The following is an 18,402-nucleotide window of genomic DNA, read 5'->3' as shown; positions in this document are numbered from 1 at the left end:
TAGAGAGTGTTTTATTATTTGTATTTATTGTCGCTGTAGCTCCAAGAGGAATCCCAATGTTTGGGCTTATATGTCCAATCGGTAAACCGAATAGGACAGGTATAGCATATGAAGTGAAATATTCATATAGTATTGTTTGCAATGATTGAGATGGTTTAGAAGGAGTGCAGTCATGACAACTTGTAAAAATAACACCACTACATTCATTAAACTTTCCAGATAAAAGTAGCTGATTTAACATACGGTCAATGCGATATGGTTCTTCCCCAATGTCTTCAAGCAATAAAAGTTTATTGGCTGTATTTATCTCGTAGGAGGAGCCAATGATACTCGTTAACACCGCTAAATTGCCTCCAACTAACTGACCTGTAACTGTATGGGAAGGGCTAGGTACGATACATTCTGATGCAGATAAAATGGTTGAATACGGATGAAAGAGTTGATTGAAAGAAGATAAAGAAAGAGAATCTACACCTTTCCCTAATTCTTCAACCATTGGGCCATGAAATGTCACAAGCTTTGCATAACGTGAAAAAGCAGTATGTAAAGCTGTAATATCGCTATATCCCCAAAAGATTTTTGGGTTTTGCCGAATGATTTCATATTGAATGTGGGGGAGGAGACGAGCACTTCCGTAACCACCTCGTGCACAGAAAACGGCTTTTACTTCATGGTTTGAAAATGCTTCATGTATATCATCGAGCCGAACTTGATCGCTTCCAGCTAAATATCCATATTTCTCATAAACACTCTTCCCGATTACTACAGATAAACCTATTTCTTGTAGTACGTTTACACCTTTTAATACATTTTCAATTGTTGGTGGGCCGGACGGTGCAATAATCATTACTGTATCACCTTGTTGTAATGCATTTGGATATATCATTGTTTTCAGCCTCCTTCACTTTCAATATATTCGCTTCATAGGAAGTTCAACCCTTGTAAAAGAAGGGGAAAGTTTGTCAAATAAAGAAGATATAAAGGGAATAGGAGGAGAGATGATGTTTACAAGCCGAGTTATAGATACATTACAAATTAAGTATCCCATCATTCAAGCAGGTATGGCGGGTGCGATTACGACGCCAGAACTCGTTGCAGCTGTGAGTAATAGCGGAGGATTAGGAACGCTTGGAGCAGGCTATATGAGCCCAGAACAAATTCGTGAAGCGATTTATAAAATACGGGAACGAACAGATAAGCCTTTCGGTGTTAATTTACTATTAACGAAAGAGATACAAATAGAAGAAGAGAAGATAAACTTGGCCAAGGGATTACTTAGCGGAGTGAATAGAGGATTGGGTATAGAGGAAGAAGAACAGTTAAAGCTTCCAAAAAGTTATAAAGAACAATTACAAGTGTTAGTAGAAGAAAATGTGCCAGTCGTTAGCTTTGCATTTCAAATGTTAGAAAAAGAAGAAATAAATGACTTGAAAAGAAGAGGAATAAAAGTCATCGGAACAGCTACCCATGTGGCAGAGGCGAAAGTACTTGCTGAATTAGGAGTAGACATTATTGTCGGTCAAGGTAGTGAGGCAGGGGGCCATAGAGGAACGTTTATCGGGAAAGAACAGGACGCTATGATTGGGACGTTCGCATTAATTCCGCAGTTAGTAGCAGCAGTTCCGCATATCCCGATTGTTGCAGCAGGTGGTGTAATGAACGGGCAAGGGCTTGTTGCAGCATTTACACTGGGAGCAGAAGCTGTTCAAATGGGATCAGCCTTTTTAACGAGTGAAGAGAGTATTACGCATGACGTGTATAAAAAAGCGGTTTTACGTAGTACAGATACGAGTACAACTGTGACTCGTGCGTTTTCCGGGAAATATGCACGAGGTATTCGTAATGAATTTATAGAGAAGCATGAAGGGAAAGAAGAAGACCTTCCGATGTATCCGGTGCAAAATGTATTAACCTCTAAAATACGCCAACAAGCAGCAAAGCAAAATAATGGAGAATATATGTCACTTTGGGCAGGACAAGCGTCATCATTAGCACGAATAGAATCAGCTCAGCATGTAGTGGAGAGAGTGATGAAAGAAGCAGATAACGTAATTGAACAATTGCAAAATATATATAGAAAAAGACCACTTGAATAATTCAAGCGGTCTTTTCTTTAGTTTGCTTTATAAAATTGTTGGATGGCTTCATCAATATAAACCCAGCCTTTCCAACCTAAGTGCATGTGATCTTTTAAGAAGTATTTATCATACTCATGATTTGAGAAGTCGGCAATTGGATAGCCAGCTTTCTCAATTTGCTCATGAACTTTCTTATAGTACAATTCTCGGCGTTCTTTCGGGAAGCCAGCGTAATCGTACCAAGGACCTTTTACAGGAACAGAAATGAAGAGTGGTTTTGCACCAGATTGTTTTAATAAATCAAGTGCAATTTGTAAATCTTCATATTCTGGCGATTGATCATAAGCATCATTTTTTAAGTAGCCTTCACGTTGCTTTAATTTCTTCTTGATTTTGCTGTTGAAGTAACCATCTTCAATACCGTAATTGTTAGATCCAGATTCTGCTGCACCTGTTTGATCTGCATGTTTACGAGCCTCTTCCCAGCTCATTTGTTTTAATGACGGGTCAAGTTTTTCTTTATGCGGTTTAATATTAAACATAGCTGTAAATAAATCTTTACGATCTAAAATGTTACGATAAATATAAGCGAAAGGTTTAGCAGCAAGTGCTTTTATTTTATGCTTTGTATCATCGTAAACGATACCTTCAAGCGAAATTTTAAGTAAAGTTTCTTTCTTAACGATCTCAAAGTTTAATAAACGCTTTGCAATTTGCTTTTTCATTTCAGGTTTTACATCATCGTTGAAAATGAAGTGGTAACCTTGTTGCTTTGAAAAGTTAGGTGCAAAGTGTGTTTCATCAATACCTTGTGGCACAAACCATTGCGGAGAAAGAACGAATACCATTTTCTTATCCTTCAATTGATCCATCGTAGATGCAAAGTTTAATACATGTACAAGGTCTTGTGTTCCGCCACGTCCAAGTAGGAATGGTGTGAATCCTTCAGGCTTTACTTTGAAATAATTTGATGGATGGTAAGCATCCATACGTGCGAATTCCGATGAACCATACATCGGAAGGTATTTCGAGTCTGCTAACATCTTTTGCTGTAAAATCATACTTTGAATCTTTTCTTCTTTTAAAGAAGTGGCAGCTTGTTCTACTTTTTCATCACTTAAAAGTGGAAGTAGGAAGCGCGTTGGAATAAGTAAGAATACAGCAAAAAGGGCCAATGCTAAAAGCATCGGACCAAATTTTGCTTTGTTCATCGGATTTCTTCCAACTTCTTAATAACCATGTTTGGAGTAGCCCACTCGTCACGGTCAAAATCAGAAATAGAAACTTCAATATCTAAACGCTCTTGGAATTCAACTAATAAAGATACTACAGCGAAAGAATCAAGAATACCTTCTTCAAATAATTGAACATCTAAGTTTTCTTTTACAATATCGTTTTCACATACTTCTTCTAAAATATCTAATACTTGCTCTTTGAATTCTGCCATTTTTAAAATCTCCTTTATATCCGAAATATATTATATGTGCAACTTCTTAATGGTATAAGAAGGGTGCATTAAAAGTATCTGTTAAGGTGTCCAGAGAAAATGAGGAAACCGAAACATACAACGTGGAACGTAATTACAATCGCAAGGACGTGTGTAAATTTATTGTTTGGCCAAAACTTATGCTTCTTGTTTTTTCGTTCAAAAATATCGAATAAAATAAACAGTGCGGCATGATATAGACCATAAATAACATACTGCGCAACAGCGCTTCCTTGGATGTGCCAAATTCCCATAATGAAGAAGTTTAAAAATGCCCCGATATACGAAATAGTGTAACGGTTCTTAATTAACTTTTTCTTCGTTGCAAAAAAGACGAAACGCATGTAAATAAAATCACGGAACCAGAATGATAAACTCATGTGCCAGCGGTTCCAGAAGTCTTTAATATTACGACTAAGGAATGGCTTATTAAAGTTTTCAGGAGTTTTAATTCCCATCATATAACTGATACCAATTACGAACGCACTATAACCTGCAAAGTCAAAGAATAACTGCATGCTAGTAGCGTACATAAAAATCACATTAGATAAAAGTGTATCTTGATTGGCGAATACTGCCTTTACAAGGTATGTTGTTATCAAGTGCGCGATTATAAACTTATACAGAAAACCTTGGAAAATACGATTAAGCCCTGTATATAGTAAATTTTGATATTCCTCAGCACTAGGTGGCTTTTGGATATCTTTTTGGAATCTACGATAACGATCGATAGGTCCACTTGAAATCGCAGGGAAGAATAAAACGAATTCCCAGAAATTAAAGAAGGAAAGTTCTTTAATTAAATTATCACGAACTTCAAAGACCATTTGTACAGCTCTAAATGTTACATAAGACATACCTGCGAAAACAATAAAATGCAATTCAGGTACAAATGGTGCGATTTTCGCCAAAATAAGTGGCAAAATCGATAAAATAACAGCTATACAAAACATGAATGTACTATTATTTTGTTTTCTTAAAATTAAATAGCCTTTAATTAGGGCATATTGCCAAATAATAAATGCGGCTAACATAATCGCTTGCTTCGGTTTATCTGAGAAGATAATAGCGATCATGACTAATGTTAATACTGCATTATATTTACGCAACATTTTACCTTTTAATCCAGCTATGATAGTAGGTATTAATAAAATGCCCACTATAGCGAAAAAATAAAATGATCCATATGCGGTCATGCTGTAACCTCACTCAATAATTTTTTGCGATCTACCTTTCCATTTGGTGTCATTGGAATAGAAGATTGATACATGAATTTACGTGGAATCATGTAGTTTGGTAATCGCTCATTGAGTTCTTTTTTAATTGCAGATGTTAATTTGAATTCTTTTTCAAATGAATGTTCTCCAGGAACAACAACCGCTAATAAATAATCGTATTTCTCACCTTTTTTAATTGGAACGATAACTGCTCCTTCTACGTAAGAACACGCACGAAGATGATGCTCAATTTCTTCTAATTCCATTCGATAACCATGCAGCTTAATTTGGAAATCAAGACGACCATTATAGAATAGAAGACCATTTTCAACATAGCCAGCATCGCCTGTTTTATAGGCGCGCTCACCGTCAATCATAGTAAATGCTTTTTCTGTTAATTCAGGGCTTCCTAAATATCCAACGCTTACGCTTGGACCGACAATTACGATTTCACCTTTTTCACCATCAGGTGCAATCGTTCCATCTTCTTTCATAATAAGAAGGCGGCAGTCTGATTTACAGTAGCCAACTGGAAGTGATTTGTATTGATCAAGCACTTCTTCTGTAACGTGAATACCTGTTACAGCGACAGTAGCTTCTGTTGGACCGTACGTATTCATAATTGTTGCTTTTGGGAAACGCTCAATTAATTTTCTAGCTACTTCATTTGGTAACACTTCACCGCAGAATAAGAATGTTTTCATGTTCGGTAGCATACTCTCAGAGAAAGATGCTTCCATTAAACACATTTCTGCGAAAGATGGTGTGGAAGTCCATACTTGTATATCCGATTGCTCTAGAGAAGCAAACAAGTCTTTTGGACGTGCAATCATATCTTTATCGATTGCCCAAAGTGTACCACCTGTTACTAATGATGGGTAAATATCCATGACAGATAAATCGAATGAGAAAGGTGCTTGGTTTAAGAATACTTGCCCCGTTTGTAAGTTGAAATCTTCTACAGCCCATTTTGTAAAACTTACAAGGCAGTTATAAGTAATCTGAACCCCTTTCGGATTACCTGTGCTTCCTGATGTGTAAATAATGTAGAAGTTCTCATCACCTTTTACCGCATGTTCAGGATTTGGAGTGTTCCCTTTATGAGTAAAGAAAATATCTTTTAAGTTGTCCTCACTTACAATGCGAACTGGTAAATCAGTTACAGTTACTTCAGTTCCTGATAAAAGTAGTTTCGCACCAGAATTTTCAGCGATACGTTGTACACGATCAGCTGGGATAGATAAATCTACAGGAATATAAGCATGTCCAGCTTTTACACATCCTAAAAAGTTAATAATCATTTCAGGTTGCATATGGCCATACACCATAATTGGTGAACGATCATCTGGATACTCAGAAGAAATCCAATGTGCTAACGCATCAGAATCTTCCTTTAATTGTTTGTACGTAATTTTCGCATCTCGCCAAACAAAAGCAGTTTGATCAGGCGTTTCAATAGCCCACTTTTCAATTTGTTCTAATAACTTCATAACGTTCCCACCCTAGAATTCATTGTAAATAAATGTACTTGTGTTTGTATCATGGAATCCATACAACCAAAGTAATGCAAATAAAATTGCAAGGTAATAAACCGTCTTTGCAACCCATTGTGTGAGTGGTCGAGACCATATCTCTTTTAATCTTTCCATGTCTTTCCCTCTCTTAATGAAATAATAGCTCTTTGTAGGTATCATGTCCTACATTATTGTGAAAAAAACAAAATTCCACATTTTAGGTAAAAATAAGTCAAAAGGCTCTTTTCTGATATTAGCACTAAATACTAAAAAAGAAAATCCCTAACTTAGCAATTATATTACATTCAGCATCAATTTGTAATGGATTTGATATGTAAATAGGAAGTGGATTGTGTGAATACATAAAAGTGGACTAGAAGAATACGTAAAATATAGTATTTGTGCTTATGAGTCATTCGAGACGAAGTAAACTTTTACATTTTTAGCCCTTTTAAAAAGGAGGAAATTATCATGGATAGAGTGTGGAAGAATCTAATTTCGGAAGAAAATATCGTGAAATGGAGAAGGTATTTCCATAAGTATCCAGAATTATCGTTTCATGAAAAAGAAACTTCGCAATTTATATATGATACAGTATGCTCATTTTCTTCTTTTGAAGTAACGAGACCGACGAAGTATAGTGTACTAGCAATTAAAAGAGGAACCGAACAAGGGAAAGTGATTGCGATTCGAGCTGATATAGATGCGTTGCCAATTCAAGAGGAGACAAGTAAATCTTATACGTCTGTGAATAAAGGTGTAATGCATGCATGTGGGCATGATGCTCACGCGGCTATTTTGTTGGGTACAGCAGAAGTACTATCAAATATAAAGGAAAATTTTGTAGGTGAGATTCGTCTATTCTTTCAGCATGCAGAAGAGGTGTATCCCGGCGGGGGACAAGAAATGGTTGAAGCAGGCGTAATGGATGGTGTTGATTATGTAATAGGTTTACATGTTATGTCAGGACTTGAGAGCGGGAAGATAGGCATTGCGTATGGGCCGATGATGGCTGCACCAGACGTATTTACAGTTGAAATTCAAGGGAAAGGAGGGCACGCGGCGAGGCCAGAAGAAACGATAGATCCTATTGCTATCGGAGCACAGATTATTACAAATTTACAACATATTGTATCAAGAAATACAAGTGCTTTTATGCAAAGAGTCGTTTCGGTTACGCAGTTTCATGGGGGGATGGCTGATAATATTATTCCTAGTGCAGCAACTTTAATGGGAACTGTTCGTTCATTTAATCAAGCATTAAGGATAGAAGCCGAAGAGAAAATTGAGAAAATCGTGAAAGGAATTACAGAAGCACATGGAGGGGCGTATACATATTCGTATCGATATGGATATGATCCGGTTATTAATGATGAATATATTACGAAAGTAGTAGAAGAAAGTGCACTATATTTGTTTGGAAATGAGCGTGTTGTGAAGCTTGAACCTTCTATGGGAGGAGAAGATTTTTCGGCATATTTAAGAAAAGCACCTGGTTGTTTTATTAAATTAGGGACTGGTAATAAAAAGATAGATACTTGCTACCCGCATCATCATCCAAAATTTGATGTAGATGAATCAGCTCTCATTTATGGAGTGGAATTATTTTTAGAGACAACAATGAGATTATTGAAATCATAGAAAAGTATAAAGTGAAACTTTAATCAGTGGGGGTTTTACTGCCCATTAAAGTGGGATAAAAAAAGGCAACTGCGCTCTATCGCAGTTGCTTTTATTTCTTTCCGTCAGAGAGGGCTGAGAAAGAACTATGCTCATTTATAGTATATGAATAGCTAACGGACAAGCTTGTACATTTTAATCATTTTTTTTAAAAAAGTTGTTGACAGTGATAATCAATGTCAATTAATCTAAAAGTAGTTGAAATTGATAATTATTATCAATAGGATGGATGCGACATGTTAATGAGAAAAAAATTTCACCTTCTACGGAGGGGATTAAAAGATAAAAATAAAGAAGTTGATCAGCATATGGAATGGCAACGAAATGTAATTCGTTCTGAATATGTAGATGAGAAGAAGAGCATTCAAACAGAACAAGAGATACAAAGTAAAGGGAGAGGTTCAGTTGAGTAAGTTAGTAATGATTTTTGCAAGCATGAGTGGAAATACAGAGGAAATGGCTGATCATATTGCCGGCGTGATTCGTGAAACTGAAAATGAAATTGAAGTGATTGATATTATGGATTCACCAGAAGCTTCTATGTTAGAACAGTATGATGGAATTATTTTAGGTGCATACACTTGGGGAGATGGTGACCTTCCTGATGATTTCTTAGATTTTTATGACGCAATGGATTCTATTGATTTAACTGGGAAAAAAGCGGCAGTATTCGGATCATGTGATTCGGCTTATCCAAAATATGGCGTGGCAGTTGACATTTTAATAGAAAAGCTAAAAGAACGCGGGGCAGAAGTTGTGTTAGAAGGATTAAAAGTAGAATTAACGCCAGAAGATGAAGATGTAGAGAAATGTTTACAGTTTGGAGCTGAATTTGTAAAACACCTTTCTTAATGGCAGAAGGGAGATGAAGAGCAAGTGCATGAGAAAATCGCAATTAAAACGATGACAGATTATCATTTGTATGATTTTATGCGTTGTCCGCATAAATTTTATTTTCGTCATATAAAAAGAAGAGAACCTTCTTCGTTTGAATGGCAACAAATCGCACAAATGATTGTGAATCGAATTATTAACGAATATTACACACTACCGGCAGGCCAACAAACGAAAATTGTACTTTTAATATTAATAGAAAAGTATTGGAAAAAAGTAAGGATTAATATGTTTGCTTCGAAGATGGAGTATTACATTGTGTTAGCGAAGCTAACGGATCACTTATTACAGTTTGTTGAAAGAGATGATAGTCAGACACCGCCGTTATTTTTATATGAAAAATTTCAAACATATATGGAAGAGTTAGGTGTCCACATGTCATTGACATTAGAAGTTGGTGAGTGGAGTACTGAGTCGTTTGTAATTAAAAAGTATGTTGTCGATGCGGATGAGGAAATGCTTGCTCTTTGTCAAAAGTTAATGACAGTATTTAGTTATAAAGCTTTCGGCATTCTTCCAGGGAAAATTGAAGTTATTAATTTAATAGAAGGAACTACGTATGACTACATTCCGAAACCGGAAGATATTGTAACTGGAATGGCTCATTTATCTAGAATGAAAGAAATGTTACAGCAACCTGAGCATTATACAGAGCGTCATTTTCGTTCTGAGTGTATAAGTTGTGCATTTCGTAGTGAATGCCAAGGGGAAGAAGTAAAGAAAGAAGCGAAACAGAAGAAAAATATCGTACATTAAAGAATGCAATGTTGCATTCTTTTTTGTTATTGACATGAAAAGCTTTTCATCATGTACCGTATATTTGTAGCAGATTTTAATAAAGGGAGGAATAATCAATGAAAGATGAAACGCAAGTATTTCAATGGTTAAAAGAACAGAATGCTCCTTTTGGGATTCAACTGCAAATTTTACAAGCATTTCAACTATATAAAGTCATTATTGAAATGGATAAAAAGTTAATGATGTATGAGGAGAGGGAATATAGGGAGAGAATGTAATCTCATCCCTGCAGTATTACTTTCAGTTGTTCTATACTTGCTAGAAATTCAAGTTCATTCTTTGTTTCAAAGTTATAAATCATATTATGTAGTAAAGGACTGTATTGATAAAAACTTGTGATGCGGTGAATGAGTAATGGATCATGGTGTGAAGTAAGTGTACTGTATTGTTCATATACTGATGTAGTAAATTCATGTCCGAAATCATAATATAGCCCAGCAAAATCAAAGGCAGGATCTCCAATTTGAGCATCACCAAAATCGATAACCCCTGAAATGGTTTTATTTTGTTTATCAAATAAAATGTGATGATGTGTAAAGTCGGCGTGAATGATTGTATTTTGAAATTTAGATGTAGCTAGACAGGCAAAGAAATTCTCGAATAAACGGTTTAAGGTTGATTTCTGGAACGAAGTTAGACTGTTAGTAACATACTCATTTAATTTAGCTTGTAGCTCTTTCCAGTAGGTAAGTGTTTTTTCAATAGGGAATCCTAACGCTGTAACACTTTTTAAAGGAATACTATGTAGAGCAGCAAGGAAAGTTGCTAATTGTGTAATAAGTGCTTTTCGTTCTTGTTTTTCTAGTGTAGTAACTATTTCTGTTTTTAAAGGTTCACCATGAATGAGAGTATAGTAGCTACAAAGCGGAATAGCATCAGTATTCTTTTCATAGAATAGGTGATACTTTGGAACTTCAATTTCATGTAGTGAACAAGAGAGAAGTGTGCATAGTTCTTTTTCTAATGGAATTCGCATTGCATATTCCTGTTTTCGCGGGAAACGAAACAGTAGCTCATCATTTACTATAATCGCTACATTATCCCATCCTTCCTCATTTTGTTTATAGGAATGTATAGAAAGATTAGGTAGAGCTTCTTTAATATATTGTTTGTAAGAGTCCATAATTGTTCCTCGTTTCTAAGTTAAGTTATTCCACTCCATGATATCAGAATTTTCTTTCTATATGTTAAAATATAACTATCATTATGAAGAAGGGCGGGAGAATTACGAAGAAAAGAATAGTAATCATTTCTCTATGTATCGTTTTTGGACTGTTTTGGTCATATAAAGAAGAAGTTTTTGCTAGCTATAAACCGATTGATCAGTACGGATTAAATAAGGAATTAAAGAACAAAAGCATAGAAGTTTTAACTCATAATGAAATGAAAAAGGTAGGAGAACATTTTGCGGCAGAACAACTATCAGTTTTTGAATTTCATAATAAAGAAGATGTGAAACGAAAAGGTGAAGAAATATTTGTAAATAGAGGGTATGAGCAATTAATAAAAAATTATTATCCAAATCGTTTTCAGGATTTAGAGTATAAATTTACAAACGAGGAGATACGTGAAGTGACGGATGAAAGTTTTCTCTATCAAACTGTAGCGTACGTGGCGGGTACTGAAAATGGTAAGAGAAGCGAAATGAAATTGAATTATGAAATGAAAATTGTAAAGGTTAATCATATATTTAAAGTGTTAGAACAAAAACAGTACGTACAATAAAGAGAAACATGAACCAGTACCATAAATATGCTATAAATAGCGGTATAAAAAATCCCCCAGCTCTTCGAGGGATTTTAAAGGTTTTCATTTTGTTGACCAATTTCTTTTTGAGCAATATATAAATTTCCTTGCTCGACTTGTTTCTGAGTAAGAACCGAATCACCTGCATACCCTTTTTCTGTTTTCACAATTCTTTTTGAACGATTGGAATTTTGTTTCTTCATATAATAAACCACCTTTCATCAAAAATAAACGAAAATGATAAGCACGAGTAATACAGCAGCAAAAATGGTAATACCCATTAAAAACGAAGTGTTTTTATATTTAGGTGGCTTATGTACATCTTGCCGATATCCAGGTGAAATTTCAGGGGCGAATTCTTCGTCGAATGATTGCTTTTTTTCTTTTTCGTCCATATGTATCCACCTTTCTTTTTCATTATGTTATACGTTTAAAGAAAAAATATGCATAAAGAAAACCGCCCTCTATCGTGAGCGGCGGTTTTCTATTGTATATTTTCTTTGAACTTGAAAGAGACGGATAAGAAGGAAGGTGGCGCCAAATGCTAAACCGATAATAAGACCAATCCAATATCCTTTTGCTGCCCAGTCCGTATACGTTGCTAATATGTAACCGAGAGGGAGACCGATTACCCAATAAGCGATTAATGTCATAATTAAGGAAACGTTTACGTCTTTATAACCACGTAGTGCCCCTTGTACAGGAGTTGCAATTGCATCTGAAATTTGAAATAAAATCGCAAATATAAGAAATTCTTTTGCTAAATGATGAACTTGTATATCTGTTGTATAAATAGAAGCAATTTCATCATCAAAGAAGTAAAGAAGAATGGAATATAATAGGGCGAATGCAAGTGCTAAGCCAATCCCAATAAACCCATATTGTTTTGCGTTATTATATCGTTTCGCTCCAACTTCGAATCCAACAGCGATAGTCATTGCCATTGCTAAACTTAAAGGCGTCATATATAGCAAGGAAGCGAAGTTCATAGCTGCTTGATGAGCTGCGATTGTTGTCGTACTAAAATTACTCATCATAAGTGTTACTGCAGCGAAAATACTCGTTTCAAAAAAGATAGCAAATCCGATAGGGACGCCAAGTTTTAAGAACTCTTTCCAACTAGAAAGAGAAGGGCGATATAACTGTTTAAAAATATGGAAAGATGCAAAAGGCTCTTTCGTACGAATAATCATAACGGTAATAATTAAAATGCACCAATAGGTTGCTGTAGAAGCAATTGCTGCTCCGACACCACCGAGTTTTGGAAAACCGAAATGCCCAAAAATTAATACATAATTTAATATTACGTTAATAGGTAATGATAGTAACGTAATAATCATCGTTGTGCGAGTTTTTCCTAATGCATCAATAAATCCACGTAAAACAGTGTAAGTAAATAAAGGAATAATTCCGATTGCGATAATACTTAAAAATTGTGCTGCAATACGTTCTACCGGTTCTTCTAATCGCATGCCATTTAAAATGGGTGTAACAGCGAAAAATCCAATAAGCATAACGACGAAGCTAGCGCAAATTGCTAAATAGACTGCTTGTATGACGACTTGGGGAACATCTTCTTTTTTCTTGGATCCAACGAGTTGCGCAACAATTGGAGTTGTAGCCATCAAAATACCTGTTAATCCCGTACTAACTGGAATCCATATACTCGTTCCGATAGCAACCCCTGCTAAATCAATAGGGCTTGCATGTCCTGACATTGTTGTATCAAAAAAGCTCATTGCAAATAATGACATTTGCGTAACAAAAATCGGGAAAAATAGTAATACAAATTGCTTTAATTTTTGTGAGAATGTACTAGTTTCTTTCATAAAATCCCCTTTCTACGTAAAAAAGAAAACTCTTACTATCATACAATTTAATCAAAAAATAGAAAAGGAATAAGCTTATTAAAACTACGGTTTGACTATAAAAAAGGATGCACTTTGAAAGGGGATAAGGTATTATGGTAAGGTATGAAAAAATTACATATTATTAGTTATTAAGGAGGCACTACTCGTGGCTGATTGGTTAATTGGAATAATCATGGGTGCTGTTGAAGGGTTAACAGAGTTTTTACCAGTTTCATCAACAGGGCATATGATTTTAACAGGTCATTTACTTGGATTTGACGATGAGAGAGCGAAAGTTTTCGAAGTTGTTATTCAATTGGGATCGATTTTAGCAGTTGTAGTTATATTTTGGAAGCGTCTATGGTCTTTAGTAGGTATAGGGAAAGTAACAGACGGACCATCGTTAAATTTATTACATATTATTATCGGAATGATTCCTGCCGGCGTACTTGGCGTATTGTTCCATAGTGCGATTAAAGAAGTTTTATTTGGGCCAGGCCCAGTTGTCATTAGCTTAGTGGCTGGTGGTATTTTAATGATTGTTGCTGAGAAGTTTTCGAAACCAAGTACAGCAAGAACATTAGATGAAATCACATATAAGCAAGCATTTACAATCGGAATGTTCCAATGTTTAGCGCTTTGGCCAGGATTTTCTCGTTCTGGTTCTACAATAAGTGGTGGTTTATTAGCTCGCGTGTCACATACAGCGGCAGCTGAATATACATTCATTTTAGCAGTACCAATGATGGTAGCTGCAAGTGGCTTAGATTTAATTAAAAGCTGGGATATATTAAGTGCGGCTGATATACCGCTATTTGCAACAGGATTTATTACGGCGTTCGTTGTTGCAATGCTTGCAATTGTTTCATTCTTAAAATTATTATCTCGTGTAAAACTAACACCGTTTGCTTACTACCGTTTCATTTTAGCTGCGGTATTCTATTTCTTCATTATGTAAGAAATAAATTCTTGGTAACACCCTATAGAATAGACATTTGAAAAAAGTCTATTCTATAGGGTGTTTTTTATCGTGAGAGAAAATTTTTACTCTCATATACTTGTATTTCACCATATGAAATATGACATAATGATGTCGATATAATAATTTTAAGGAAATCGATAGTGTATTTGAGAGGGGCAGTTTAGTGAGTTTTGCAATAGAAATAGTAATTCCAGCACCAATTGATGTTGTATTTGATTATGTAAATAATGACGAGAAAATAATGGAATGGAGTACCTTTATGGTGGAAAATAGGTATCCTCCACATGTAGATGTAAATAATCCTCGTGAAGGTGATAAATATATATCCGTGCAAAAGATGGGGAAGAAAATATATGAGTTTGAGGCAGAAATTTTAGAGTGTGAAGCACCTTATATCGTATCAATTGGATGTGAAATGAAGCAAGGCTATACAGCCGCAACTTATATGTTAGAAGAGGATGAGGAAGGTACATCACTTACTTTAATTATAGAATTTGAACCGAAGAATTTTTTATATAAGATTATGTATAAGTTGACTGGATGGATGACCCGTGCAGTATATATGGGTGAAATGGAACGGTTAGCAGAGTGCGTAGATGCTGCATATTCTCAGAAAAAGGATTGTAATTTTGCTTAATAAAAAACCTGCCGAAATCGGCAGGTTTTATTTTACTACTTTCTCAATCATGCTTTCCATTACATGTTCCCAAAGAGAAGTGTCATCAGCTAATGTGGCACGGAAATTAGCGTACATTTCTTTTTGTTTCTCTTCGAATGTTGGATCTTCTTTTTCAGGCAATGTAGCGCGCATTGAAGTTACTAACTCTTGTACTTTTGGAGCACGTGGTCCCCAAACGGCTTGTTCGTTTCCATCTTTATCAATGAAAATAAAGATTGGAATCGCACGTGCTGTTCCGTTTGTTAAATATTGATCCATTAATTCTAAGTTTTCATCGCGAATTAATAATGACATATCAATATTTGCAACTTCAGAAATTCGTTTCATAACAGGCACGCATAAAAGAGCATCGCCACACCAATCAGCTGTTAATACGATAACACGCCAGCCATCATTTTGACGTTCTTCTAATACAGGAAGTAATTCATTTGGAATTAAAAAGTTATTGTAAATGTGCAGTAGCTCGTATTGATTTACTTTCATTTCATTCACATATGTATCAAAGGACATACCTTTATCAGCCCATTTTTGTAAGTTCATAAGTAACACCTCTTTCGTATGATTTGTTTTCATTGTACCAATTTTTATATAGAAAAGCTTGTATTCTTACTCTTTCTTGTCACTTAATAATTTACTTAATAGGAAAAAGAATAGTACGACACATAATTCAGCTATGTTGGATAGTTGCACGCTCTCTATCCAATCGTCAGCGGTATGAATGACGAACCAATCTAGCGTAATTTCAATGATTGCGAAAAGAGTAATAGAAAGCCAATTTGGCATGTTTTGTGTCATTGGATATAGCAGTGCCTTGAAGAAACCGAAGATGAAAAATGTAATACCGTCTAAGAAAGTAATTAATAAAAAAAATAGAAGTAAGGCAGTGCGCGACCTATACTCTACACCAGTAATATGAAAGATTCCTACATATACAAAAAATATAAATGCAAGAATTACAATGAGGAACAGAATAACAAAACCAATAATCAAAGTTTTATCTTTTAGATTGAAATTCGAAAATTTGTCTTCTTCACCCATTATCCTAACTCCTTTTTTTGGAAATTCAACTTCAGTTTATCATGAAATATCTATTAAAAAACTACGAATTATGGGAAAATAAGGTGACAAAAAGTAAGATTTCATGTAAAATTATTAATAAGGTTTTTATTTAATCAAATGAAATAAAAGGGGCTGTCAAAGTTGTCTCAAAATCGAGAGCAATTAATGGAAGAACTATCGACAAATGTTTTTGCTATGTTCCGCACGTTGCGTAATGATATTGGAAAAATATTTGGTGGTTACATACCGTGGAATGAGTTCATCGTTCTTAGAATATTGAATCGTACGAATAAAGAAATGGTATCACGTGTGGCGAATGAGTTAAATGTGTCGAATAGTCATATTACAGCTGTTACAGAAAAATTAATTAATAAAGGTTTTGTAACTCGTTCACGTTCTACGTCAGATCGCCGAGTTGTATATTTGGAGATTACTGAACAAGGAAAAGATTTAGTTGCAAAAATGGAAGGTGCAAAAAAACAATATTTGCAAGAAAGATTTTCTACGCTCTCAGAAGAAGAAATGAATATAATGATATCTATTTCTAAAAAACTTATTTAAGTTATTATAAGTAAGAAAACGCTTACACTCCGAAAAAGAAGACTTTCCTTATATGAGGAAGGTCTTTTTTCGTATGTAAAAGATTATAAAAAAGAAAATATGTAACATACTACTAATAAAGGAAGGGGGCAGAAATATGACAAATCGAAATGGTAGTAAAGGGAGCGGAAATCAAGGCTCACCGAAATCAGGGCAATTTCAACAAGAGTTTAGTGCAGAATTTGAAACTGGTAACGATAATAAAGGAAAAGAATATCGTTCGAAAAAGGGAAGTAAATCAAAAAAGGAGTGAATCATTTCACTCCTTTTTTTGATTTAAGATGCGGCAGATTGATCTGTATTATATTTTTCTTCTGATTTTGCGACAATCATTGCACAAATTGCATCACCAGAAATATTTACAGCTGTTCTTGACATATCTAGAATGCGGTCAATACCGATAATTAAGGCAATACCTTCTACCGGTAGATTGACTTGATTTAAAACCATCGTCAGCATTACAAGGCCAACACCTGGTACACCAGCAGTGCCGATACTAGCTAGTACAGCAGTTAATACGACTACAGCTAGTTGGGAAATAGTAAGTTCAACGCCGTATACTTGAGCGATAAATACAGTTGCTACACCTTGCATAATGGCAGTACCATCCATATTAATTGTTGCACCTAGTGGTTGTACAAAAGAGCTGATTGCTTTTGGAACACCAAGCTTCTCTTGTGCGGTTTTCATTGCAAATGGAAGAGATGCATTAGAGCTAGATGTACTAAATCCAATCGCCATTACTGGTCCGAAATGTTTAAAGAAACGGACAATGCTTTCTTTTGCTAATACTTTTAATAAGCCACCATATACGAAGACGCCGTGAATAATAAGTACTAGCATAACGACAATCATATACTTGAACATCGCAGCGACGCCTGCAAGACCCATTTTACCGACGGATGAAGCAAGCAACCCAAATGTTCCGATTGGAGCTAATTTCATAACGAGATTAACGAGATACATCATTAATTCGTTGCCCTGTTCAAGTAATGAATGAATACTTTGGACACGTTTTCCTAAAATAGCTATACCAAGTCCAATTAATACGGCAAAGGCAATAATTTGTAACATGTTTCCATCAGCCATTGCTTTTGCTGGGTTATCTGGTACGATATTTAGCAATGTATCGACGAAAGATGTTTCGGTTTTTGCACCTTCATATTTAAGCCCTTCGGTTTTAAAATTACCACCAGATCCTGGTTGTATAATCAGTGCAAATGTAACTGCAATAGAGATGGCAACGGCTGTAGTTACAAGAAAGAATGAAATTGATTTTAAACCGATTCTTCCAAGTTGCTTCGGGTCCCCAAGACCAGCAGCTCCAAGTACGATAGAAATGAATACAACAGGGACAACTAGCATTTTAATGAGGCGAATAAACAATTGACCAAGTGGATTGAACACATATTGATTTAATGGTTCAAAAATGGATGGTGCAGCTAAATTTAAAGTGAGTCCGACAACTAAACCGAGAAATAATGCAATTAAGATTGCTTTTGTTTGTTTCAATAAAACCCCCTCCTTATTTTTGTGAAATTACTTTCTACATTAATTGTACCGAAAAACTACCTATTTTGACAATATTTTCTGAATATTTTGCATGAAAAGTATCTATTTAAATATAGATTGCTTTTACGAAAGTAAGCAGAAAAAGCTAAATAAACTATTTAGAAAACAAAATAGACCATCACACAGGATGGTCTAGGGAAGGGGACAATTTATGTCAATTTAATTAGGGATGGAAGTTGTTCAAGACACTGGGGAATGTCTTATAAATTAGGGAGGAACAACTTCGATACATATACTATAAAATGTG

24 protein-coding genes are annotated in these 18,402 nt (G+C 35.2%); 11 read left to right on the top strand and 13 right to left on the bottom strand.

Annotated elements, in window-relative coordinates; all coding sequences use genetic code 11:
* Positions 1-886 (bottom strand): S66 peptidase family protein (locus tag MR083_RS22710; protein WP_242269869.1); only part of this gene is annotated, 886 nt, incomplete at its 3' end.
* Between the two features lie 115 nt (positions 887-1,001).
* On the opposite strand from MR083_RS22710, the gene MR083_RS22705 reads away from it, so the two are divergent.
* A complete protein-coding gene (locus MR083_RS22705; RefSeq protein ID WP_029141086.1) occupies positions 1,002-2,096 on the top strand; it encodes an NAD(P)H-dependent flavin oxidoreductase in 1,095 nt (364 codons plus the stop codon).
* A 17-nt stretch (positions 2,097-2,113) separates the two neighbouring features.
* Here MR083_RS22705 and dltD read toward each other — a convergent pair whose 3' ends face one another.
* The 5 genes from dltD to MR083_RS22680 all read right to left on the bottom strand — a co-directional run bounded on the left by dltD (position 2,114) and on the right by MR083_RS22680 (position 6,430).
* The gene (gene dltD, locus MR083_RS22700) at positions 2,114-3,289 is read right to left on the bottom strand and encodes a D-alanyl-lipoteichoic acid biosynthesis protein DltD (protein ID WP_001030280.1); all 1,176 of its coding nucleotides are present in this window, start codon (positions 3,287-3,289) and stop codon (positions 2,114-2,116) included.
* Entirely contained in the window at positions 3,286-3,525 is a 240-nt protein-coding gene (gene dltC, locus MR083_RS22695) for a D-alanine--poly(phosphoribitol) ligase subunit DltC (RefSeq protein WP_000807310.1), read from the bottom strand. The genes dltD and dltC overlap by 4 nt, the downstream gene beginning before the upstream one ends.
* A gap of 68 nt (positions 3,526-3,593) precedes the next feature.
* Complete coding sequence (dltB, locus tag MR083_RS22690) at positions 3,594-4,760, bottom strand: D-alanyl-lipoteichoic acid biosynthesis protein DltB (protein WP_000127924.1); 1,167 nt, start codon at positions 4,758-4,760, stop codon at positions 3,594-3,596.
* Complete coding sequence (dltA, locus tag MR083_RS22685) at positions 4,757-6,271, bottom strand: D-alanine--poly(phosphoribitol) ligase subunit DltA (RefSeq protein ID WP_000770525.1); 1,515 nt, start codon at positions 6,269-6,271, stop codon at positions 4,757-4,759. Before dltA ends, dltB begins: the two co-directional genes overlap by 4 nt.
* A gap of 12 nt (positions 6,272-6,283) precedes the next feature.
* Complete coding sequence (locus MR083_RS22680) at positions 6,284-6,430, bottom strand: teichoic acid D-Ala incorporation-associated protein DltX (RefSeq protein WP_000440293.1); 147 nt, start codon at positions 6,428-6,430, stop codon at positions 6,284-6,286.
* 336 nt (positions 6,431-6,766) lie between these two features.
* Between MR083_RS22680 and MR083_RS22675 the strand changes: the two genes are divergently transcribed.
* From MR083_RS22675 to MR083_RS22655, 5 genes are all read left to right on the top strand, one after another.
* A complete protein-coding gene (locus tag MR083_RS22675; RefSeq protein WP_000376383.1) occupies positions 6,767-7,936 on the top strand; it encodes an amidohydrolase in 1,170 nt (389 codons plus the stop codon).
* 275 nt (positions 7,937-8,211) lie between these two features.
* Positions 8,212-8,388, top strand: a complete 177-nt coding sequence (locus MR083_RS22670) for a hypothetical protein (protein WP_000929013.1) — start codon at positions 8,212-8,214, stop codon at positions 8,386-8,388.
* A complete protein-coding gene (locus tag MR083_RS22665; protein WP_000041158.1) occupies positions 8,381-8,827 on the top strand; it encodes a flavodoxin in 447 nt (148 codons plus the stop codon). Before MR083_RS22670 ends, MR083_RS22665 begins: the two co-directional genes overlap by 8 nt.
* Before the next feature lie 24 nt (positions 8,828-8,851).
* A complete protein-coding gene (locus MR083_RS22660) occupies positions 8,852-9,625 on the top strand; it encodes a hypothetical protein (RefSeq protein ID WP_000544549.1) in 774 nt (257 codons plus the stop codon).
* A 98-nt stretch (positions 9,626-9,723) separates the two neighbouring features.
* Positions 9,724-9,885: a hypothetical protein gene (locus MR083_RS22655; protein WP_000651114.1), complete on the top strand. Its 162-nt coding sequence runs from the start codon at positions 9,724-9,726 to the stop codon at positions 9,883-9,885.
* A gap of 2 nt (positions 9,886-9,887) precedes the next feature.
* On the opposite strand, the gene MR083_RS22650 is transcribed toward MR083_RS22655, so the two are convergent.
* Positions 9,888-10,790, bottom strand: a complete 903-nt coding sequence (locus tag MR083_RS22650) for an aminoglycoside phosphotransferase family protein (protein WP_000379001.1) — start codon at positions 10,788-10,790, stop codon at positions 9,888-9,890.
* Positions 10,791-10,873: 83 nt separating this feature from the next.
* Here MR083_RS22650 and MR083_RS22645 point away from each other — a divergent pair, with 83 nt between their 5' ends.
* Positions 10,874-11,392: a hypothetical protein gene (locus MR083_RS22645; RefSeq protein WP_000715247.1), complete on the top strand. Its 519-nt coding sequence runs from the start codon at positions 10,874-10,876 to the stop codon at positions 11,390-11,392.
* A 74-nt stretch (positions 11,393-11,466) separates the two neighbouring features.
* Here the strand turns inward: MR083_RS22645 and MR083_RS22640 are convergent, their stop codons facing one another.
* The 3 genes from MR083_RS22640 to MR083_RS22630 form a co-directional block, all read right to left on the bottom strand.
* Positions 11,467-11,616, bottom strand: coding sequence for a hypothetical protein (locus MR083_RS22640; RefSeq protein ID WP_000744619.1), 150 nt, complete (start codon positions 11,614-11,616; stop codon positions 11,467-11,469).
* Positions 11,617-11,634: 18 nt separating this feature from the next.
* The gene (locus MR083_RS22635) at positions 11,635-11,808 is read right to left on the bottom strand and encodes a hypothetical protein (protein ID WP_000343559.1); all 174 of its coding nucleotides are present in this window, start codon (positions 11,806-11,808) and stop codon (positions 11,635-11,637) included.
* A gap of 69 nt (positions 11,809-11,877) precedes the next feature.
* Entirely contained in the window at positions 11,878-13,242 is a 1,365-nt protein-coding gene (locus MR083_RS22630; RefSeq protein ID WP_062821852.1) for an MATE family efflux transporter, read from the bottom strand.
* A 187-nt stretch (positions 13,243-13,429) separates the two neighbouring features.
* On the opposite strand from MR083_RS22630, the gene uppP reads away from it, so the two are divergent.
* Together uppP and MR083_RS22620 are read left to right on the top strand one after the other, a co-directional pair.
* Positions 13,430-14,221 (top strand): bacitracin resistance undecaprenyl-diphosphatase, encoded by a 792-nt coding sequence (gene uppP, locus MR083_RS22625; RefSeq protein WP_000796248.1) that lies wholly within the window; start codon positions 13,430-13,432, stop codon positions 14,219-14,221.
* Between the two features lie 187 nt (positions 14,222-14,408).
* Entirely contained in the window at positions 14,409-14,882 is a 474-nt protein-coding gene (locus MR083_RS22620) for an SRPBCC family protein (protein ID WP_000006436.1), read from the top strand.
* Positions 14,883-14,909: 27 nt separating this feature from the next.
* Here MR083_RS22620 and MR083_RS22615 read toward each other — a convergent pair whose 3' ends face one another.
* The gene (locus tag MR083_RS22615; protein ID WP_116733374.1) at positions 14,910-15,497 is read right to left on the bottom strand and encodes a thioredoxin family protein; all 588 of its coding nucleotides are present in this window, start codon (positions 15,495-15,497) and stop codon (positions 14,910-14,912) included.
* A gap of 33 nt (positions 15,498-15,530) precedes the next feature.
* A complete protein-coding gene (locus MR083_RS22610; protein WP_242269868.1) occupies positions 15,531-15,962 on the bottom strand; it encodes a regulatory YrvL family protein in 432 nt (143 codons plus the stop codon).
* A 162-nt stretch (positions 15,963-16,124) separates the two neighbouring features.
* Between MR083_RS22610 and MR083_RS22605 the strand changes: the two genes are divergently transcribed.
* Both MR083_RS22605 and MR083_RS22600 read left to right on the top strand, forming a co-directional pair.
* Positions 16,125-16,544 carry a MarR family winged helix-turn-helix transcriptional regulator gene (locus tag MR083_RS22605; protein ID WP_000081439.1) on the top strand — a complete coding sequence of 140 codons (420 nt, stop codon included), beginning with the start codon at positions 16,125-16,127 and terminating at the stop codon, positions 16,542-16,544.
* A 136-nt stretch (positions 16,545-16,680) separates the two neighbouring features.
* A complete protein-coding gene (locus MR083_RS22600; RefSeq protein WP_000184931.1) occupies positions 16,681-16,836 on the top strand; it encodes a hypothetical protein in 156 nt (51 codons plus the stop codon).
* 23 nt (positions 16,837-16,859) lie between these two features.
* On the opposite strand, the gene MR083_RS22595 is transcribed toward MR083_RS22600, so the two are convergent.
* A complete protein-coding gene (locus MR083_RS22595; protein WP_000814819.1) occupies positions 16,860-18,095 on the bottom strand; it encodes a dicarboxylate/amino acid:cation symporter in 1,236 nt (411 codons plus the stop codon).
* Positions 18,096-18,402: the final 307 nt, after the last annotated feature.

The organism is Bacillus cereus group sp. BfR-BA-01408 (assembly GCF_022663305.1).
In the GTDB taxonomy this organism is placed as follows: Bacteria; Bacillota; Bacilli; order Bacillales; family Bacillaceae_G; genus Bacillus_A; species Bacillus_A pacificus.
Note: the sequence above shows the minus strand (reverse complement) of the source record. Positions and strands in the feature narration are given on the sequence as shown.

Coding starts and splice junctions, on each gene's coding strand:
- MR083_RS22630 (WP_062821852.1), bottom strand. CDS start 13,242: ATGAAAGAAACTAGTACATTCTCACAAAAATTAAAGCAATTTGTATTA.
- MR083_RS22680 (WP_000440293.1), bottom strand. CDS start 6,430: ATGGAAAGATTAAAAGAGATATGGTCTCGACCACTCACACAATGGGTT.
- MR083_RS22705 (WP_029141086.1), top strand. CDS start 1,002: ATGTTTACAAGCCGAGTTATAGATACATTACAAATTAAGTATCCCATC.
- MR083_RS22655 (WP_000651114.1), top strand. CDS start 9,724: ATGAAAGATGAAACGCAAGTATTTCAATGGTTAAAAGAACAGAATGCT.
- MR083_RS22650 (WP_000379001.1), bottom strand. CDS start 10,790: ATGGACTCTTACAAACAATATATTAAAGAAGCTCTACCTAATCTTTCT.
- MR083_RS22600 (WP_000184931.1), top strand. CDS start 16,681: ATGACAAATCGAAATGGTAGTAAAGGGAGCGGAAATCAAGGCTCACCG.
- MR083_RS22610 (WP_242269868.1), bottom strand. CDS start 15,962: ATGGGTGAAGAAGACAAATTTTCGAATTTCAATCTAAAAGATAAAACT.
- MR083_RS22670 (WP_000929013.1), top strand. CDS start 8,212: ATGTTAATGAGAAAAAAATTTCACCTTCTACGGAGGGGATTAAAAGAT.
- dltD (WP_001030280.1), bottom strand. CDS start 3,289: ATGAACAAAGCAAAATTTGGTCCGATGCTTTTAGCATTGGCCCTTTTT.
- dltC (WP_000807310.1), bottom strand. CDS start 3,525: ATGGCAGAATTCAAAGAGCAAGTATTAGATATTTTAGAAGAAGTATGT.
- MR083_RS22675 (WP_000376383.1), top strand. CDS start 6,767: ATGGATAGAGTGTGGAAGAATCTAATTTCGGAAGAAAATATCGTGAAA.
- MR083_RS22635 (WP_000343559.1), bottom strand. CDS start 11,808: ATGGACGAAAAAGAAAAAAAGCAATCATTCGACGAAGAATTCGCCCCT.
- MR083_RS22640 (WP_000744619.1), bottom strand. CDS start 11,616: ATGAAGAAACAAAATTCCAATCGTTCAAAAAGAATTGTGAAAACAGAA.
- dltA (WP_000770525.1), bottom strand. CDS start 6,271: ATGAAGTTATTAGAACAAATTGAAAAGTGGGCTATTGAAACGCCTGAT.
- dltB (WP_000127924.1), bottom strand. CDS start 4,760: ATGACCGCATATGGATCATTTTATTTTTTCGCTATAGTGGGCATTTTA.
- MR083_RS22645 (WP_000715247.1), top strand. CDS start 10,874: ATGAAGAAGGGCGGGAGAATTACGAAGAAAAGAATAGTAATCATTTCT.
- MR083_RS22615 (WP_116733374.1), bottom strand. CDS start 15,497: ATGAAAACAAATCATACGAAAGAGGTGTTACTTATGAACTTACAAAAA.